The following is an 18,325-nucleotide window of genomic DNA, read 5'->3' on the forward strand; positions in this document are numbered from 1 at the left end:
GGCGGGCACGATTGGGGGAATGTGAAGGTGGAACGAGCAAGCGAACGCCTGTTGACCCCCGGGGAAGTGGCCTCACTCTTCCGGGTTGATCCCAAGACCGTGACTCGCTGGGCCGCCTCCGGGCGCATCAGCAGCATTCGGACCCCCGGCGGGCACCGCCGCTTCCGGGAGTCCGAGGTACGGGCCCTCCTACTCGGGGAACCGAGCGAGAGCACCACCTGAAGGAACGTTCGGCACGCCCCCGACGGTCCCGGACCCGACGACCCCCGGTGGTCTGCCCCGTACCCGGGCCGGTGTCCCCGGCCGGGAGGGGTCGACAGCAAGAGTAGGCTGGAACCATGGTGTGGCTCGGTGGCCTGATCACGCTCGTGTCGATCGTTCTATGGGTGTACGCGTTCTTCGACGCGTTGACCACTCCTGCCCAGGAGATCCGGAACCTTCCGAAGGTCCTGTGGCTGGTCGTCATCGCCCTGTTCATGCCCGTGGGTTCGATCCTGTGGCTCTTCCTCGGTCGTCCGCCCAAGCCCGTCTCCGTCCTGGGCAACGCGTCCTCCCCCGCCGAGGCCGTCAGGTCCGTGGACGACCTCGACCCGTCAGACTTCGCCAAGCCCTCGGACAGCCCGCACCCGCTCGGTCCCGACGACGATCCGGAGTTCCTCAAGGACCTCAACCGTCGGATCGATCCGGAGGACTGAGCCTCCGCAGGAGCTGGCACACGCCGCACCGCGCGCGACAGTCGCGGTACCCGGAACACAGAGGTGGGGCCGTACCCGGACGGGTACGGCCCCACCTTCGTCCCACTGCCCCGACCGGGGTCAGGCGTAGGAGTGCAGCCCGCTGAACATGTAGTTCACGGCGAAGAAGTTGAACATGACGGTGAGGAAGCCGATCACGTTGATCCAGGTCGCCTTCGGGCCGCGCCAGCCACCGGTCGCCCGGGCGTGCAGGTAGGCCGCGTAGATCACCCAGGAGATGAAGGACCACACCTCCTTGGGGTCCCACCCCCAGAACCGGCCCCACGCCTCGTCCGCCCACACGGAACCGGCGATGACGCCGAAGGTCCACAGCGGGAACGCGAAGAGGATGAACCGGTGCGAGATGCGGTCGAGCAGCTCGGAGCTGGGCAGGCGTCCGGAGATGCCGGCCACCTTCTCCCCCAGGGCCCGCTTCGCCTCGGCCCGGTGCGCCACCAGGTAGGTGATGCCCGCCGCACCGGAGACCATGAAGGCGCCGCCCGCGATGATCACCGCGGTGACGTGGATCGGCACCCAGTAGGACTGGAGCGCCGGGATCAGCGGGCCCGGGTCCACGTACAGCCACCGCACACCGATGCCCAGCAGGATCAGCACGGGGACCAGGACGAACGCGCCCAGGAAGCGGGCCTGGTAGCGCCAGGAGGCGTAGAGCAGGGCACCGACGGCCACCAGGCACATCGCCACCACGAACTCGAACATGTTGCCCCAGGGCCAACGTCCCGCGGCCAGCCCCCGGGTGACGATCTGGGCGAAGCCCAGCAGGAAGCCCAGCGCCGTCACACCCAGTGCGATCCGGCCCAGCACGCTCTGGGAGGCCTGCGCCTCCCCCTCGTCCGTGCGGACGTTGACCTCGATGTCACCGTCGTCGGCGCCCTCGACGGAGCCCGCGCCCACGGGCATGAGGCGTCCGGCCCTGAGCTTGGTGCGCTGTCCGTAGGCGGCCTCGATGGCGAAGAGGAACAGCGCGGCCGCGTACGTCACGATCATCGCGATGATCAACGTGTCACTGGCCGACGCCATCGTCTCGTCCACCGGTCCGGCGAGTGTGTACGTCACCGGTCACTCCCTCTTGTCGTCGACCCTCGCGGGTCGGATGTGGTGTGGGGGCCGTCGTCGGGCTCGCTCCTGAGCCGTCCGGCGAGCCGTTTGGTGATCTCGTGGAACTCGGCGTTGTCGCCGGCGACCTCGGTCTTGCCGAGCCCGGCCAGCTCCACGCGGGTCGTGCCGTCCTCCCCCTTGGTCGCGCGCACCCACACACGGCGGGGGCGCACGAACAGGGTCAGGAGCAGCCCCGCCACGGCGGCCGTGGCCGCACCCAGCGCGGGCAGGCGGGCGCCGTCCCGGTTGCTCTGGAGCGTGGCGTACTCCTTGTAGCCGGTGAAGGTGATCGAGCCGGCCTCGTCGGGCAGCTCCCAGGTGTCGCCCACCGCCAGGACGGGGGACTCCCCCAGGGGTTCCATCCCGGCGGTCTGGAGCTGGTAGACCGACTGCGGATCCACCATTCCCATGTCGCCCTGGTAGGCCTCCAGCGTCACCCTCGGGTTCTGTGCCCCGGGGAAGGTCGAAACCAGCTCACCCTCGGGATCCTCGGCGGCGGTGGGCAGGAAGACCCCGACGAAGCCCAGTTCCTCGCCGCCGGTGTCGGGCACCTTCACCACACCGTCGGACGTGTAGCTCATGGTCTCGCGGTGCAGGAACGGGACCGCCTGGTCGAAGACCAGGTCCCCGTCGCCGTTGCGGACCTCGAACTGCGGCGCGTACCCGTGCCCCAGCAGGTAGACCTGGACTCCGTCCACGCTCAGCGGGTGGTTGACCTCCAGGGTGTGCTGCTGCACCTCGGCCCCGGGCGACTCCGTGTAGCTCAGCTCCGCCACATAGGACTCGGCCTGCCCCCGCAGGTCCCCGTCGTCGATGAAGGAGGCCTCGAAACTGTCCAGGTGGATCGTGAACGGCTCGAAGGCGTCGGTGTCGGTCCAGTGCCCCGGGTAGATGGCGTCGTAGGAGGGCAGCGTGTTCGCGAACCCGTCCCCCTCCACCAGCAGCATGTTGCCCCGGTATCCGAAGAAGGATCCCGCCGCCAGGGCCAGCAGCAGGGCCAGGAGGGAGAAGTGGAACAGGACGTTGCCCGCCTCGCGCAGGTACCCGGTCTCGGCCGAGACCGAGTCCCCGTACCGCTCGACCCGGTACCCCTTGAGCACCTTGCGGGCCTGCTCCAGGGCGCTCTCCGGCGAGGCCGCGGTGCCGAACCGGGCCACGTACGGCATCCGCCCGAGGTTGCGCGGGGTCGCCACCGGACGCGCCCGCACCGCCTTGGCGTGCACCAGGGCCCGCGGGATCACACACCCGGCCAGCGACACGAACAGCAGCAGGTAGATCGCGGCGTACCAGGGCGAGGAGAACACGTCGAACAGGTAGAACCGGTCCAGCCACGGAGCCAGCTCGGGGTTCTCACGGAAGTAGGTGGCGACCTCGTCGACGCTCACCACGTTCTGCGGCAGGATCGACCCCGGGATCGCCCCCACGGCCAGCATGAACAACAGGATCAGCGCGGTGCGCATCGAGGTGAGCGTGCGCCACACCCACCGGACCCAGCCCATGGGGCCCAGCCCCTTCGGCGCGGGCTTCCCGGGCTCGGGCGCCTTCGCCTGGTCGGCGCTCTCGGAGTTCTCGGACGTACGCGTACTCAAGTCAGATCACCGTCTGGAAGTTGGCGGCCCAGCCCTGCATGGCGATGGTCATCTGGGTCCACAGACCCGTCACCATCGCCAGGCCGACCAGGACGAGCATGACACCGCCGACCACGGTGACGGTCCGGGTGTGGCGCTTGAGCCAGCCGAACGCGTTCAGCGCCCGCCGGTAGAGCAGCGACGCCACGATGAACGGCAGGCCCAGCCCGACGCAGTAGACCAGGGACAGGAGCATGCCGCGACCGGCCCCGCCCTCGATGAAGGCCAGCGTCTGAACCGCCGCCAGGGTCGGGCCGATGCACGGCGTCCAGCCCAGGCCGAACAGCACACCGAGCAGCGGGGCGCCCGCGAGACCGGCGCGGGGCAGGCGGTGGAAGCGGAACTCGCGTCCCAGCCCGGGCAGCACGCCCATGAAGGCCAGGCCGAGGAGGATGGTGAGCGCGCCGAGCACGCGGGTGATCGGGTCGGTGTGGTCCATGAGGAGGTCACCGAGCCAGCCGATGAACCCGCCCACAGCGACGAACACCAGGCTGAACCCCGCGATGAACAGGACGCTGCCGGTGACCATGGTCCAGCGGCGCCGGGCCAGCTCGGCGTCGACGTCGGCGATCGTGCTCGTGGCGGTCGTGCCCTCGCCGCCCGAGGCGGAGTCGGGGGCGTTCGCCTGGCGTTCCCGCACGTGGGAGCCGCTCATCCCGGACACGTACGACAGGTAGCCGGGGACCAGGGGCAGCACGCACGGGGAGAGGAAGGAGACCAGTCCGGCGGCCAGGGCGAGGGGGGCGGCCAGGAGGAGGGAGCCGGACATGACGGTGGTGCCGATCGCGTCCATCAGTCGCCGTTCCCGTCCTGGGCGTCCTCGTCGGAGCCCGGGGCGGTCGCGTCCTCGGAGGGCTCCGCGCCTTCAGTGTCCTCGGTGGGCTCGGCGCCCTCGCCGTAGCCCTCCAGCTCCGAGACCCGCGTCCGCTCCTCGGGATCACCCAGGTCGAACTCCACCACCAGCGGGTCGAGCAACCCCGTCAACTGGCCGTAGGTCGTCGGACCGATCACCCGCGCCGCGATGTTCCCCTCGGGGTCGATCAGCAGCGTGCTCGGGATCGCCCGCGGCGGCACCGTCTCACGGAACGCCTGCGGGATCTCCCCCGGCTGGTCGTACAGGCTCGGATACTCCACACCCTTGTTCTCGGTGTAGGCGATCGCCGCCGTCTCGTTGTCCTTGATGTTCACACCGAGGAAGTCCACGCCCAGGTCCCCGTACTCGGCGTGTACCTCGTCCAGCACCGGCTGCTCGGCGCGGCAGGGGCCGCACCAGCTCGCCCACACGTTCACGACCAGGATCCGGCCCTCGTACTCCGACAGCGACAACTCGTCGCCCTCGAAGGTCGTCCCCGTCACCTCCGGCGCGGCCGCGCGCTCGCCGTCCTCGAAGACCGTGGCACTGCCGTCACCCGAGATGAACCGGTCCTCCTCGCCCCCGGGCTCGATCTCCGTCCCCCCGGCGCAGCCGGACAGGACGAGGACGGCCGCCACCGCGGCGGCCGACAGGGACGGCACGGCACGACGGCGTCGCGTACCTGGGCTGCTACTGGGCATCGAGGGGACCTCGCGAACCGGGTGTGATCAGGGCGGACTACAACAACGACAAAGTGTAGTAGATGCCCTGGGGCCGGCTCGGCCGCCCCGACACATGGAGGGTTCCCCGCTGCGACGCCCGAGGTGACCGGTGCCCGGAAGCAGGTGGGAGCGCGGACGCGGAGGGAGGGGCGTCGCACGCGGGACGGCACACGTCAGGGGCGATGCTGGGGAACATCGCCCCTGAGTGGTCGGCGGATCGGGCGCTGGGTCAGTGGGCCCCGCCCCCGGGTCCGGCCTGGCCTGTTCAACCAGCCTCGACGAATGCCTCGCGGAGGTAGTCGTGTACGGCCCGTTCGGGGACCCGGTAGGAACGCCCCACACGAATCGCGGGGAGAACTCCCGAGTGCACCATTCGGTAAACGGTCATCTTGGACACACGCATGATCGTGGCGACCTCCGCCACGGTCAGGAACCTGACCTCTTCGAGAGGCGGTTTGCTCCCGTTCATCTTCCGACGCCCTCATTCCCGGACGTGAGCATTGTCTACCGTTCAGCCCTGGCGTGCCTCACGGTGCTCGGGGGACCCCGGCGAAACAGTCCCCGCCCCACCGACACGCCAGCGTGTCATGCTGTCACTACTGACACGTCCGTTTTCAGAGTAGAGCCGAGTTCCCCTCTACGGAAGGTCGATCGTGCTGTCTTCGTGGCTGTGCGTTGACCAAGGGTCAGATGAGGTTTAACGCTGGGTATAAATGGCCGATCACGCTCAAAGAAGGCCCGCTCTGGCGAGCACGTAGTCGCGCAGCGGAGCGTAGTCCTCGGGTAGGTATCCGTCGTCGAGAGGCACGGTGACCAGGAGTTTCCCCTCGTGTTCGGCGAGGAACAGAGCGGGGTCGTTGCAGTCGGCGAACCCCACCGTGGGCACTCCCGCCTCTCCTGCGGCACCCGCGAAACCGTGGTCGGCGATGACCAACTGCGGCCATGGCTCACCCCGGTCCGTGAGCTCCGCCAGGATCGCCCGCATCGCGAAGGGGTGGTGGCTGTGCCGGGGCAGGTGTCCGTCCGTCACCAGGGCCACGTCCTCTCGCCAGACCACGATCCGCCGGTTCGGCGGCCGTTCGGTGGTCACTTCGTAGGAGTAGCCGCCCGCCGCTGTGAGGACCTTGCACCCGCGTGCGGTGAGCGCGTCCTTCCACGACTGGTAGGTCTCCCGGAGGTTGCGCGGGTGTCCGGTGGCGAACATGACGCTCTCCTGCCGCCGGGCCGCCAGCGCCAGCCGGTCGGCGAGGGCCTCCAGGGCGTCGATGGTGAGGTCGGGGTCGATCGTGTCGATCCCCCAGACGTACTCCTCGTCCCCCACCACGCCGCAGCGCTTGTTCATCAGGGCGAGGACCTCGGCGTACGTCCAGTCGTGTGCGAAGGTCAGCCCGAACTGGTGGTACGGGTCCTTCTGCACGAGCCTCCGGTAGTGGCGCAGGTTGTTCTGCCGTGGGGTGTCGACGTGCCCCGCGATCCCCGTGCGAACCAGATAGGTGATGAGTTCGGCGCGTGTCGGCGGCGTCACCTGCGTTCCCCTTCCTCGTCTGCGCGGCGAGCCGGTGACACGCCGCGCGACCACCACGGCTTCGGCTCCTGTTCGCCCGGTATTAATCCCCTTCCTACCCGCTGAACGCGCGCCACGCGGCAATCGCGGAGATTTCACCGTGGTGTGATCGACGGCGGCGCCGGGGTGGTGAGGGGGCGGAGGGGTCCGGCTCAGAGGGTGGGGTCGATCCCGTGGCTGGGGAACACGGCGGTACGGGTGGCGTGGATGGCCCGGTCGACGGGGTCCCCGGGGTCGTAGCCCTGCTCGAAGGGGGTGAAGGAGACCCCTCGGCCGTCGGTCATGTAGAGCGGGGCCAGCTCGCCGGTGCGCTGGCGCACGAAGTCGCGCCACCCCTGCGGGGTCTCCCGGTCCGGGTCGATGGGCGCGCCCGCCGCCTCGGCCAGCAGGTGGGTCCAGGCCCGGGGCACGACGTGGACGAGGCCGTAGCCGCCGCCACCGAACAGCAGCCAGCGGCCGCCCGCCGTCTTGCGCGCCAGCTTGTGCAGCTCCTCGTAGGCCCGGCGCTGCCCGTCCACGCTGAGGGTGAGGTTGGCCAGGGGGTCGAGGGCGTGGGTGTCGCAGCCCTGCTGGGTCACCAGGATCTCCGGCTGGAACTCGTGCAGCAGCGGGGGGACCACGGCGTCGAAGGCGCGGTGCCAGCCGGTGTCGCCGGTACCGGCGGGCAGGGGGACGTTGACGGCGTACCCCTCGGCGTTGGGGCCGCCGACCTCCGAGGCGTGCCCGGTGCCCGGGAACAGGGTCGCCGGTGACTCGTGGAGGCTGATGGTGAGGACCCGGGGGTCGTCGTAGAAGGCGTTCTGGACGCCGTCCCCGTGGTGGACGTCCACGTCGACGTAGGCGACGCGCTTGGCGCCCTGTTCCAGGAGCCAGGCGATGGCCAGCGCGGGGTCGTTGTAGACGCAGAACCCCCACGCGTTGCCGTGCATGGCGTGGTGGAGTCCGCCCGCGATGTTGGCGGCGTGCGCGCTCTGTCCCGTCCACACGGCCCTGGCCGCCGCCACGGAGGCGCCCGCGATCAGCGCGGAGGCCTCGTGCATGTGGGGGAACACGGGGTTGTCGGTGGTCCCGAGCATGTGGGCGTCGTCGGGCTCCAGGGTCCGGCCGGCCCGCTTGACCGCCTCGATGTAGGCGGGGTCGTGCACCAGGGAGAGGAGTTCGTCCGAGGCCGGTTCGACGTCCAGGAGGTCGACCCCGGCACCCTCGAAGACGCCCAGCTCGCGGCTGAGCGCCATGGTCAGCTCGACCCGGATCGGCGCCATCGGGTGCTGCGGCCCGAAGTCGTAGGCGGTGAGTCCGTCGTCCCATGCCACCCGAAGTGAGCAGGACGTGCGCCCTCCCATGTGGTGACCCCCGTTTCAGGTGTGCGTGCTCCGAAGCACACAGTACGCAAGGCCGGGCCCGGGCAGAACCCCGGGTCCGGTTCGGTTCTCGGGCGTCCTCGCGCCGGAACGCGGCCCCGGGGGACGGGAACGGCCCCGGAGGGGGTTCCCTCCGGGGCCGGGGCCCATGACGGCGGTCCCGCCGCCGCGCGTCCCTAGCTGTTCTCCATCTTGTAGTAGCAGGACTTGTAGGTCTCGCCCGCCTTGAGATTCTTGGTGCCGTGGAGGGGCTTGCCGAAGCCGGACTCGGTGGAGGTGATCATCAGCCGGTACTCGCCCGGGTCCAGTTCGATCCGCATGACCTCGCCGTCGTCGAAGCAGGAGTTCCCGGTGGGCGGCGAGCTGTAGACCTCGCAGCCCTCACAGGGGTCGGTGAACTCCTCGCCGTGGACCGCGTCCGGGCCCACGTACATGAAGTGCATCTCCTCCGGCGAGTTGTTGGTGAACTCGATGACGACCTTGTCGCCGCCGCCGGTCTCGTACGGGCTCATGTCCTCGATCGAGGATTCACCGAAGATGGTCTGGAGGTCCATCTTCTGCTCGATGCGACCGGCGCCGATGTGCTTGGTGAGCTTCTCGACGTCGTCGGTCTCGTAGTCCGGGTAGCTGGCCTCCAGGTACTCGACCGTCTCGTCCGCGTCGTCGAGGTCACCGGAGTCCACCTGGGCCCAACCGCAGTTGAGCGCGGCGTCGGGACGCTCCTCCTCGATGCGCTCGGCGATGTCGGGCGCGGCGTCCCAGGAGAGGTCGTCGAACATCTCGATCTGGTCGAAGGCCGAGCACCAGTTCTCCGACTGGTAGTCGCCGGTGGCCACGTCGTAGAGCTCGACGAGGGCGTCGGGCACCTGTGCGGCGGACGGGGTGTCGGAGAAGTCCTCGGCGATGAACGCGTAGGTCTCCTGCGCCTGCCGGAAGGCCTCCCTGACCTCGTCGGTCACGGTTCCCGTGTACGTCTGGTCCGCGTCGGCGGCCAGCTGGGCGGCGTAGTCGAAGTGGATCTCCGCGATGCTGCCGTCGGTGTCCTCCCAGCGGGAGCCCGCGTGCGCGAAGTAGTCGGTGTAGGACTCCAGCGCGTGGTCGTAGGCCTCGTTGGCCACGTCGGACTGGGCGCGGCGCAGGATCTCGCAGGCCTCGCCGCCCGCGCGGGCCCTGTTCATCAGGGACGGCGACATGGAGAGCTGGAAGCCGCCCTCCACCTGGCCGTAGACGTCGATCGCGGTGTCGCAGTCGCCCTCGGCGTGGGCGGTGTCGGCGACACGGAGCCGCCACTCACCGGTCTGCCAGACGCCGATCAGCGAGAGCGCCATGACCACGACGAGGCAGGCGGCCAGGACGACCGGCCTGGATCCGGCCGTGGGCTGCTCGCCCCGGGCCATGAGGCGCCGATCGTGCTTGCGTCCGGCGAAGAGGCCGTGCACGACGGTGACCAGGACCCACGTGAGGAGGGCCGGGGCCCAGGTGAGCAGGTTGTCGGCGGCGCCCATGACGGCGGCCGTGACCAGCAGGCCGAGGGTGACGGCCAGGTTGATCCCGAAGAACACCCAGCTGCGCAGGTAGAAGTAGCCCGCGCCCACACCGGACAGGTTGAGCAGCGCGGCGCGCAGCCCCGCCTTGGACTTGAAGAGGCCGAGCGGGGGCAGGGGCGGCGGCGGGGGGCCACCGAACTGGCCGGAGGGCGGTCCGGGGGGCATGCCGCCGGGCGGCATCCCACCGGGGGGCGGTCCTCCCGGAGGCATCCCACCGGGCGGCGGTCCTCCCGGAGGCGGTCCGAAGGGCGGGTTGCCGCCGGAGGGGGTTCCCACGGGCGGGGGGCCGCCGAACGTGCCGGGCGGGGGACCACCGGGTCCGCCGGGGCCCATGGGAGCGCCGGGGCCACCCGGGCCCACGGGTCCACCGGGAGGCGGACCGCCGGGCCCCTGGCCCATGGGAGGCGGACCACCGGGCGGCGGCCCGCCCGGGGGTGGTCCGCCGGGCGGCTGGCCGCCGGGGGGAGACTGGCCGCCGGACGGGTGACCGGCGGCGGGGTTGCCTCCCGCGACCGGACCCCCGACGGGGTTCTGGGGACCGCTCGGAGCAGGGTGCGGAGTCGCGGCCCCGGGCTGGCCCGGGACGTTGGACGGGTCCGAAGGGGGTTGAGGAGTTGTCATGGGGCCCCGGAATCAGTGAGGGGAAGACGTACAGAGTCGGAGGGAAGAGGGGGCGAGCCCCTCTTATCCCGACTTTATTCGTCAGGTAGGACGCAATGTCCGACACCTCACGACCAGAGGAGCCAGGAAATCCGTGAGTGATTTAGGTCACATTCACCCGTGGCTAGCTCTCCGACAGCGCCCTGCTCCGGTCCCTCGCCGCCTCGATCGCGTCCGTGAAGGCCGTGCGCACTCCGTGTCGTTCCAGCTCACGCAGCGCGGCCGCCGTGGTGCCCCCCGGCGAGGTCACCGCCTCGCGCAGGACCACCGGGTGCTCCCCCGAACCGTCGAGCATGGCCGCGGCCCCGGTGATCGTCTGCCCCACGAGGCGCTGCGCGGTGACCCGCGGCATACCCATGGCCACTCCGGCCTCGATCATGGTCTCCGCGATGAAGTAGAAGTAGGCCGGTCCGCTCCCGGAGATCGCGGTGACCGTGTCCATGTGCTGCTCACCGACCCGGAGGACCTCGCCAACCGCACCCAGCAGCTCCTCGGCCCGGTCCAGGTGCTCGGCCTCCGCGAACGCCCCGCCGGAGACGGCCGTCATCCCCCGGCCCATGAGCGCCGGGGTGTTGGGCATCGCGCGCACGACCGGTACGCCCGAGGACAGGTGGTTCTCCATCACCGCGGTGGTCAGCCCGGCGGCCACCGAGATGACCAGGTGGTCGCGAGTCAGGTGCGGGGCGAGATCGTCCAGCAGGGCCAGCATGTCCTGGGGCTTGAGGGCCAGCAGCAGGGTGCCCGCCCGCTTGGCGGCGTCCCCCGCCGGAACCGTCTCGACCCCGTGACGGGCGCGCAGCTCCGCCGCGTGCTCCTCGCGCGGCTCCGTGACGAGCACGTCCTCCGGTGCGTGGCCCTCGGCCAGCAGCCCGGCGAGCAACGCCTCGCCCATCTTTCCTGCGCCGATGATCGCGATCATTAGGGGTCCTCTCTGCGCGTTCACTCCACGCTAGCCGCCCGGAGGCTCCCGCGCCGACCACGCGTCCCACGGAGTGGACGTCCGAGGAGGCGGACCCGCCCCGGCGGTCAGTCCTGGGCCGTACCCTCGTCGTCGACCGACCCGCCGGGGTCGACGGAGAAGCGCCGGGGCGGGGACTGGCCGCGCCCGCGCAGCAGCGCGATGCGCTCACGGCGGCCCAGCGTGGGTTCGGGCTCGGGCGGCCCCTGCGCGAAGTGCAGCCGGGTGAAGGCCAGCGCCTCGGCCAGCTCGCGCATGCGCGCCTCGCGGTCCACGGACTTACGGGTGCTCACCTCCAGCACCAACTGCCCCTCGTAACCGCTGCCCGCGAGGTGTTCGAGCAGTTCGGCCACGGGCTGGGTGCCGCGTCCCGGGATCAGGTGCTCGTCCAGGTTCTGGCCGCCGAAGCCGTCCGTCACGTGCACGTGGGACAGCCGGTCGCCCAGCCGCCTGGCCATGTCCATCGCGTCGGAGCCGGACATGGCGGTGTGCGAGAGGTCGAGGGTGACGTCCGGGTAGTCCCGGTCGAGCGGGTTCCAGCTCGGGGCGTAGGGGACGACCTCGCGGTCGCGCACGCGCACCGGGTACATGTTCTCGACCGCGAAGACCACGTCGGTCTCGTCCTGCATGCGCGCCACGCCGTTCTCGAAGTCGCGGGCGTACTCGCGCTGCCAGCGGAAGGCGGGGTGCACCACGACCGTCCTGGCGCCCAGCGCCTCGGCCATCTCCTTGGACCGCTGGAGCTTCCCCCAGGGCTCACGCCCCCACACGCGCTGGGTGAGCACGAGGCAGGGGGAGTGGACCGCGGTCACGGGCATCTGGTGGTAGTCCGAGAGGCGCCGGAGGAGTTCGATGTCCTGGCTGGCCGGGTCGGAGGAGACGAGGACCTCCACACCGTCGTACCCCAGCTTCGCGGCGATCTCGAACGCGGCCGGGGTCTTCTCCGGGTAGACCGACGCCGACGAGAGGACCACGGGCGCGTCTGGGACCTGGATAGGGCTCACGTGTTCCAGAGTATGCGCTCCTCGGCGATCTGGCGCGGGCGCCCGCGTGGACACGGCGTGGCGGGGGTTCCCCGCGGGGATCGTACGGGCCCCTGAACTGGGGGGGACGGCCGTCCCCGACACTCGGGGAACGGCCGTCGGAGATCAGTGGCGCGCCCGGTGGCACGGCCCCGCGAGTGACGGGGTCAGAGTCGCACGGCACCGGCGAGGTCGTGGCGGGTCACGTCCCGCTCGGAGATCTTCCCGCCGGTCCTCGGTGCGTCGATCATGCGGTCACCGCCGAGGTAGATGGCGACGTGGTAGGCGTGTCCGCCGGAGTCCGTCCAGTACAGGACGTCGCCGCGTCGGGCGTCGGAGTAGCTCACCCGGGTCCCGGACCGGACCTGGTCCTGGGCCACGCGGGGCAGGTTCACACCGGCCTGTTTGAAGGAGTGCTGCACCAGTCCGGAGCAGTCGAAGGAGTTGGGCCCCGTCCCGCCCCACGCGTAGGGCTTGCCCTTGTGGGACTCGGCCGCTTCGATGGCCTTCTCCACGCCGTCGGTGGACAGGGACTGGTGGACCCGCTCACGGTTCTCGGCGTTCGCCGGACCCTCGTGCGGGGCCGCGGCGGAGACGGGCTGGGCCTGTGCCGGGGCTCCCCCGGCGGCTACGGTCGCGGCCGCGAGGGCTGCGACGAGGAGTGCGCGCGACCTACGGCGACGCGCCTGGGCGGATGCGGCCTGTCGCCCCGAGTGGGTGGTGGAACGGCAGGCCCGCGTTTGCTCGTGGTGTCGTGGTGTTCGCATGACGTGGTGCTCCCTGGGTGCTCCCGTCGGGGCAGCCCGCACCTCTGTGACGCGGGTCTCCCTGCCGCCAACACACCACCATTGGTCACACAGACATCACGGAAATTCACTCTCTGTAGTCCAACCAGCATCCAAAGACGGTAAAGACCGGTTGACCTCGGCGGGCAAATCGGTCGTCGCATCACCAAACGACCACTCGCCCGCCGAGGTCAGTCACCACCGGCTACAGCCAGCTACGGCTGCGGGACGTTCAGGGCGGAACGCACGAAGTCGGTCGTCGCTGCCATGCCGAGGTTGTTCGGGTGGATCGGCGCACCGTCCTCCGGAATCAGGCCCTCGACCCAGCGGGTGCCCGAACCCTGGCAGACGTCGTGGCCGCGCTCGAAGGTGTCGACGAAGACCGCCCCCTGGGCCTCGGCCTCCTCCTTGAGCATCGCGTTGAGCGCGGTCTGGGCGGAGTCCAGCCACGGGACGTCCCCACGGGAGATCGGCGTGCTCGGCCAGCAACCGCCGCTCTCCGGCAGGATCTGGAGGTAACCGACGCTGAGGACCGTGGCGTTGGGGCTGCGCTCGGCGATGTCCGCGTACACGCCGGAGACCTCACCCCGCAGTCCCTCGATCCGCTGGTCGAGCTCGTCACCGTAGTAGTCGGCGCAGGGGCTGCCCAGCGGGTTGCCCAGGCTGCGCTTCGCGCACTCCAGGAGAACCTCGGAGAAACCGAAGTCGTTCCCCGCGATCCCCACCGTGACCAGGTCGGTCTCGGGCCGGAGCGCGTCCAGCTGCGGCGGGGTGTCGTCGAACTGAGCCTCGTAGAGGTGGCTCATGACCGCGCCGGAGCAGCTGACGTCGGTGAGGTCGGCGATCCCCAGCTCGTCCGCGAGGCGCTTGGGGTAGTTGACCGAGGACTGCATGCAGCCGAGGAGCGGCATGTTGGCCTGGGCCTGGACCAGGGGGCCCGCGACGAAGGAGTCGCCGATGGCCACGTAGTGCTCGAAGGCGGCCGCCTCGGTCGCCTGGGCCTCCTCGGCGGCGACGGGCGCGGTGGCCAGCGAGATCCCCATGGCGGCGAGTGCCAGGGGCGCCGTGAACCGGGCGAGACGGCGCAGCGCGCCGGGGCGCTCACCGTCTCGGGAGGCACGGGGGATGGCGGGGGTTCGGTTCGTACGGAACACGAGGGATTTCCTCTCTCCAAGGAGCGGGGGCACAGGAGTGTTCTGACCATGGGGCGAGGGTGACTCTCCCCACATACTCTCTAACATGACTTACGAAACCCTTGACCTAACCGGTAGGTAACTTTCTTGTGTTTCCTGGGGCTCCCGATTCCATTCGGGCCTGTCCCCCACAGCCGTTAGCGTGTCGCCCATGGCAAAAGCTGCGAAGACGACGTTCCGGTGCGCCGAGTGCGGATGGACCACCCTCAAGTGGGTGGGGCGCTGCGGCGAGTGCCAGGCCTGGGGCACCGTCGAGGAGGCCGGGGCCCCCGCGCCCATGGCCGTCGCGTCGGCCCCGGTGACCTCCCGGGCCCGCCCCATCACCGAGATCAGCGTGGAGAGCGCCGAGGCGGTTCCCACCGGGGTGGACGAACTCGACCGCGTCCTGGGCGGCGGAGCGGTCCCCGGCGGTGTCGTCCTGCTGGCGGGCGAGCCCGGCGTGGGCAAGTCGACGCTCCTCCTGGAGGTCGCCGCCATGCGCGCCGCCAAGGCGCCCGTCCTCTACGTGACGGGCGAGGAGTCCGCCGGTCAGGTCCGGCTGCGCGCCGAGCGCCTCGGAGCCCTGTCCGACCAGCTCTTCCTCGCCGCCGAGACCTCCGTGGCCACCCTCGCGAGCCACGTCGACGCCGTCGCGCCGCAGCTGCTGATCGTGGACTCGGTGCAGACCATGGTCTCCCCCGAGGCCGCGGGCGTCCCGGGCGGCGTCACCCAGATCCGACAGGTCACCGGTGCGCTCATCCAGATCGCCAAGGAGCGCGGCATCGCCACCGTGCTGGTCGGCCACGTCACCAAGGACGGCTCGATCGCCGGTCCCCGCCTGCTGGAGCACCTGGTGGACGTCGTCCTCCACTTCGAGGGCGAGCGCCACTCCCAGCTGCGCCTGCTGCGCGCGGTCAAGAACCGCTACGGGCCCACCGACGAGATCGGCGTTTTCGAGCTCACCGAGAAGGGCATCTACGGCCTTCCCGACCCCAGCGGGCTCTTCCTCACCGAGCGGACCGACCCGGTGCCGGGCACGTGTGTCACCGTCACCCTGGAAGGTCGGCGCCCCCTCATCACCGAGGTGCAGGCACTGGTCGCTCCGACACCCCTGCCCGCGCCCCGCCGCGCGACCTCGGGCCTGGACACCTCGCGGGTGAACATGATCCTCGCCGTGCTGGAGAAGCGCACCGGGATGAAGCTGGCCAACATGGACGTGTACGCCTCGACCGTGGGCGGGGTGAAACTGGGCGAGCCCTCCGTGGACCTGGCCCTGGCCCTGGCCGCCGCCAGCTCGAACAACGACGTCGCTCTGCCGAGCGGGTTCATCGCGATCGGCGAGGTGGGGCTGGCGGGCGACGTGCGCAGCGTGAACGGCGTGCGGCGCCGGGTCGCCGAGGCGCAGCGCCTGGGCTTCACTCAGGCGGTGGTGCCCAAGCACTTCGGCGACCCGGTCAACGGCATCCGCGTCCACGAGGTGGAGGAGCTGAGCGAGGCCCTGTCCTGGGTGGAGCGCAGGGGCCGGCGCCGGGGCTCCCCACGCGGGACCTCCGAGGACTAGGGCGTGTTCGGCGGACACACGCCCTAGAAGTCGAAGATCACGCCCTTGGCGTTGGCCAGCTGGCAGGCGTTGCCGAAGGTCTCCTCGTAGTCCTCGGCGCCGGTGACCCGGACGGTGACCGGGCGGTACTCCATGGTGCAGACGCCGTCCTGGTGGGCCCTCACGCTGGCGATGTCGCCGTGCTCGGCGATGAGGTCGCAGGCCTCGGCAGCCCGGGGGTGGTCGCCCCCGGCCGGGTCACACTCCAGGGTGGCCCCGCGGGCCCAGCTCGTGGCGGTGTCACCGTGCTGCTCGACGGCGCCGAAGACCTCGAGCGAGTACGCGACGCCCCGGTCGTCGGCGGTCGCGGGCGCGGTCGCGCTCAGAGCGAAGGCGACGGCGGCGGCACAGGTCAGGGCGGTGGCCATGAGTTTCACAGGGAACTCCCGGGACGAGAACGAACGAGAACAACATTCGCCACGAATAGTAGCCACCCGGTGACGATCAGTTGTGAGTTTTGCGTGAACTCGTCCCGCGCCCGCGGTCAGGCCTTGAGCTGGAACACGAGCTGGTCGACGCTGCCGACATGGTCGCCGCGCAGGTTCGCCTTGTACCAGCCGGGCTGGGCCTTGGCGCCGCCGTCTCGGCAGTCCGTGAAGGAGCGCTCCAGGTCCCAGGAGATCGTGTACTCGTGCGGTCGGCCCTGGGAGAGCTGACGCTCCTCCTTGCTGTTGCCCTTGGCGCAGTCCGCGGAGGAGTAGATCCGGTCGTCGCCGGAGTCCAGCCTGAGCTCGAACGCCTCGGGACCGACGTCCACGGTGCACGTCTGCTCGGCGACGTTGACCACGGTCACCTTGAACTCGGGCTTGGCGCCGCCCCCGTACACCTCCCGCTCCTTCTCCGCGAAGTCGAAGGTGACCACGACGTCCTGCGGACGGCAGTGGTCCTCGGGGCGCTCGGGGGCCGGGGCGTCGGCCGATCCCCCACCGGAACCGCCACCGGAGCCCTCGTCGTCCCCCTCGCCCTCGGACGGCGACGCTGACGGTGACGGGGACTCCGACGGGGAGGGCGAGGCTGACGGGTCGGCGTCCTCTTCGTCGGTTTCGGCCTCGGAGGGCTCCTCTGCTGGGACACTGGAGGAGGCCTCGGGTTCCTCGATGGACGCCTGGGAGCCCGCTGGCTCGCCGTCGTCGGAGGAGTTCCGGAAGGCGAGCGCGACCAGAGCGAACACCAGCATCACGCCAGCCAGGACGAAGGCGCGTCGCTTCCAGTAGGTCTCACGGCTGACGGGTGCTGGTTGTCCGGTACTTGACGCCATGGGCCGTAGTATTGCGGTTTTGCGTGCCACCCACCTACTCAACCCGCCGATTTCCCGTTAAAGATGAGCGATAACCCTTACAGCACCGCCGTTCTGGCGTGGTACGAGTCCAACGCCAGGGACCTGCCCTGGCGCCGCCCCGAGGCCTCGGCCTGGTCCATCCTGGTCAGCGAGATCATGCTCCAGCAGACTCCCGTCGTGCGGGTGCTCCCCGCGTGGGAAGCCTGGATGGAGCGCTGGCCCACCCCCGCCCACCTGGCCAAGGAACCCTCCGGCGAGGCGGTTCGCATGTGGAACCGGCTCGGCTACCCGCGCCGGGCGCTGCGCCTGCACGCCTGCGCCGTCGCCATCACGGAGGAGCACGGCGGCGAGGTCCCCGACGACCACGCGACCCTTCTGTCCCTTCCGGGGATCGGCGCGTACACGGCGGCGGCGGTCGCGAGCTTCGCCTACGGACAGCGGCACGCCATTCTGGACACCAACGTGCGCCGGGTCCTGGCCAGGACCGAAACGGGGATCGAGTACCCGCCGAAAACCCAGACCAAGGCGGAGACCGCCCTCGCCGAGACGCTCCTGCCGCCGACGCCCTCCGTCGCGGCCCGATGGGGCGTGGCGGTGATGGAGTTGGGAGCACTGGTCTGCACCGCCCGGTCGCCGCGCTGCGCGGACTGCCCCCTCGCCGGACAGTGCGCCTGGAAGCTCGCCGGGAAGCCCGCGTACGACGGCCCGCCCCGGCGCGGACAAACCTACGCGGGCACCGACCGCCAGGTGCGCGGCAAGCTCCTGGCGGTGCTGCGCGCCTCACACGAACCGGTGCTCAAGGACGCCCTGGACGCGGTGTGGGACGACGGCGTACAGCGCGAGCGAGCCCTGGACGCCCTGGTCTCCGACGGACTGGTCGACCCCCTGGACGACGGCCGCTACGCCCTGCCCGGATAGCGGGACCGCACGGTTGACGACCCCCCGGCCGACGCCGGGAACCCGGCCGGGCCCGTCCGCGCACCTCGCGCGGCCTCAGTTCATCCGGGCCCCGACCTCTCCGGCCCCCTCGGCGTCGAACTCCGCCTGGGTGCCGTCGAAGGCGCCGCTGCACGGAGCGCCGGGCTCGGGAGCGTAGGGGCTCTGCTCGTACTCCAGAAGGAAGTCCGCCAGGCGCGGGTCGGCCGGGTCGTCCAGCTTGAGCTGGGCGCCCCAGGCCGAGGCCACCACGGGTGACGGCAGGTCCTCCATCGGGCTGACCAGCACGTACGAGCCCTCCGTGTGGTGCTCGGTCAGCGTCGCCACCTCGTCGTCGGACAGTGCGGGATCGTGGGTGATCCACACCGCCCCGTGCTCCAGGGAG

General features: G+C 70.7%; 19 protein-coding genes. 4 read left to right on the forward strand and 15 right to left on the reverse strand.

The annotated features are described in order from the left end of the window. The first annotated feature begins 21 nt into the window (after positions 1-21). Positions 22-222, forward strand: coding sequence for a BldC family transcriptional regulator (locus tag D452_RS29425; RefSeq protein ID WP_026116196.1), 201 nt, complete (start codon positions 22-24; stop codon positions 220-222). A gap of 116 nt (positions 223-338) precedes the next feature. Beyond that, complete coding sequence (locus tag D452_RS0105185; RefSeq protein WP_017543084.1) at positions 339-695, forward strand: PLD nuclease N-terminal domain-containing protein; 357 nt, start codon at positions 339-341, stop codon at positions 693-695. A gap of 120 nt (positions 696-815) precedes the next feature. On the opposite strand, the gene ccsB is transcribed toward D452_RS0105185, so the two are convergent. From ccsB to D452_RS0105245, 12 genes are all read right to left on the reverse strand, one after another. Beyond that, a complete protein-coding gene (gene ccsB / locus D452_RS0105190; protein ID WP_017543085.1) occupies positions 816-1,811 on the reverse strand; it encodes a c-type cytochrome biogenesis protein CcsB in 996 nt (331 codons plus the stop codon). After that, positions 1,808-3,352 carry a cytochrome c biogenesis protein ResB gene (gene resB, locus D452_RS0105195; protein WP_017543086.1) on the reverse strand — a complete coding sequence of 515 codons (1,545 nt, stop codon included), beginning with the start codon at positions 3,350-3,352 and terminating at the stop codon, positions 1,808-1,810. The genes ccsB and resB overlap by 4 nt, the downstream gene beginning before the upstream one ends. A 91-nt stretch (positions 3,353-3,443) precedes the next feature. Then, on the reverse strand, positions 3,444-4,274 hold the full coding sequence (locus D452_RS0105200; RefSeq protein WP_017543087.1) for a cytochrome c biogenesis CcdA family protein: 831 nt from the start codon (positions 4,272-4,274) through the stop codon (positions 3,444-3,446). After that, positions 4,274-5,035: a TlpA family protein disulfide reductase gene (locus tag D452_RS0105205; protein ID WP_239646324.1), complete on the reverse strand. Its 762-nt coding sequence runs from the start codon at positions 5,033-5,035 to the stop codon at positions 4,274-4,276. Before D452_RS0105205 ends, D452_RS0105200 begins: the two co-directional genes overlap by 1 nt. 286 nt (positions 5,036-5,321) lie before the next feature. Beyond that, positions 5,322-5,525: a helix-turn-helix domain-containing protein gene (locus D452_RS0105210; protein WP_013155995.1), complete on the reverse strand. Its 204-nt coding sequence runs from the start codon at positions 5,523-5,525 to the stop codon at positions 5,322-5,324. Positions 5,526-5,783: 258 nt separating this feature from the next. Then, complete coding sequence (locus tag D452_RS0105215) at positions 5,784-6,581, reverse strand: phosphatase (protein WP_017543089.1); 798 nt, start codon at positions 6,579-6,581, stop codon at positions 5,784-5,786. A gap of 191 nt (positions 6,582-6,772) precedes the next feature. Then, positions 6,773-7,933 (reverse strand): acetoin utilization protein AcuC, encoded by a 1,161-nt coding sequence (locus tag D452_RS0105220; RefSeq protein ID WP_017543090.1) that lies wholly within the window; start codon positions 7,931-7,933, stop codon positions 6,773-6,775. A gap of 224 nt (positions 7,934-8,157) precedes the next feature. Continuing rightward, the gene (locus D452_RS0105225; RefSeq protein ID WP_017543091.1) at positions 8,158-9,708 is read right to left on the reverse strand and encodes a tetratricopeptide repeat protein; all 1,551 of its coding nucleotides are present in this window, start codon (positions 9,706-9,708) and stop codon (positions 8,158-8,160) included. Between the two features lie 604 nt (positions 9,709-10,312). Beyond that, on the reverse strand, positions 10,313-11,107 hold the full coding sequence (gene proC / locus D452_RS0105230) for a pyrroline-5-carboxylate reductase (protein ID WP_017543092.1): 795 nt from the start codon (positions 11,105-11,107) through the stop codon (positions 10,313-10,315). A gap of 107 nt (positions 11,108-11,214) precedes the next feature. Then, positions 11,215-12,150 (reverse strand): sugar phosphate isomerase/epimerase family protein, encoded by a 936-nt coding sequence (locus D452_RS0105235; protein ID WP_026128985.1) that lies wholly within the window; start codon positions 12,148-12,150, stop codon positions 11,215-11,217. A 185-nt stretch (positions 12,151-12,335) separates the two neighbouring features. Continuing rightward, a complete protein-coding gene (locus tag D452_RS0105240; protein WP_017543094.1) occupies positions 12,336-12,935 on the reverse strand; it encodes a C40 family peptidase in 600 nt (199 codons plus the stop codon). 233 nt (positions 12,936-13,168) lie between these two features. Further along, positions 13,169-14,107 (reverse strand): SGNH/GDSL hydrolase family protein, encoded by a 939-nt coding sequence (locus D452_RS0105245; protein WP_017543095.1) that lies wholly within the window; start codon positions 14,105-14,107, stop codon positions 13,169-13,171. Positions 14,108-14,297: 190 nt separating this feature from the next. On the opposite strand from D452_RS0105245, the gene radA reads away from it, so the two are divergent. Continuing rightward, positions 14,298-15,686, forward strand: a complete 1,389-nt coding sequence (radA, locus tag D452_RS0105250; RefSeq protein WP_083927456.1) for a DNA repair protein RadA — start codon at positions 14,298-14,300, stop codon at positions 15,684-15,686. 23 nt (positions 15,687-15,709) lie between these two features. Here radA and D452_RS0105255 read toward each other — a convergent pair whose 3' ends face one another. Both D452_RS0105255 and D452_RS0105260 read right to left on the reverse strand, forming a co-directional pair. Next, positions 15,710-16,093, reverse strand: a complete 384-nt coding sequence (locus tag D452_RS0105255; protein WP_026128986.1) for an SSI family serine proteinase inhibitor — start codon at positions 16,091-16,093, stop codon at positions 15,710-15,712. A 116-nt stretch (positions 16,094-16,209) separates the two neighbouring features. Next, positions 16,210-16,902: a hypothetical protein gene (locus tag D452_RS0105260; RefSeq protein WP_017543098.1), complete on the reverse strand. Its 693-nt coding sequence runs from the start codon at positions 16,900-16,902 to the stop codon at positions 16,210-16,212. Positions 16,903-17,046: 144 nt separating this feature from the next. Between D452_RS0105260 and D452_RS0105265 the strand changes: the two genes are divergently transcribed. Beyond that, positions 17,047-17,922 (forward strand): HhH-GPD family protein, encoded by an 876-nt coding sequence (locus D452_RS0105265; protein WP_026128987.1) that lies wholly within the window; start codon positions 17,047-17,049, stop codon positions 17,920-17,922. Between the two features lie 75 nt (positions 17,923-17,997). Here D452_RS0105265 and D452_RS27735 read toward each other — a convergent pair. After that, a partial coding sequence (locus D452_RS27735; protein WP_017543101.1) for a DUF3105 domain-containing protein occupies positions 17,998-18,325 on the reverse strand: 328 nt, incomplete at its 5' end.

The sequence above is a fragment of the Nocardiopsis prasina DSM 43845 genome, assembly GCF_000341265.1.
GTDB classification, from domain to species: Bacteria; Actinomycetota; Actinomycetes; order Streptosporangiales; family Streptosporangiaceae; genus Nocardiopsis; species Nocardiopsis prasina.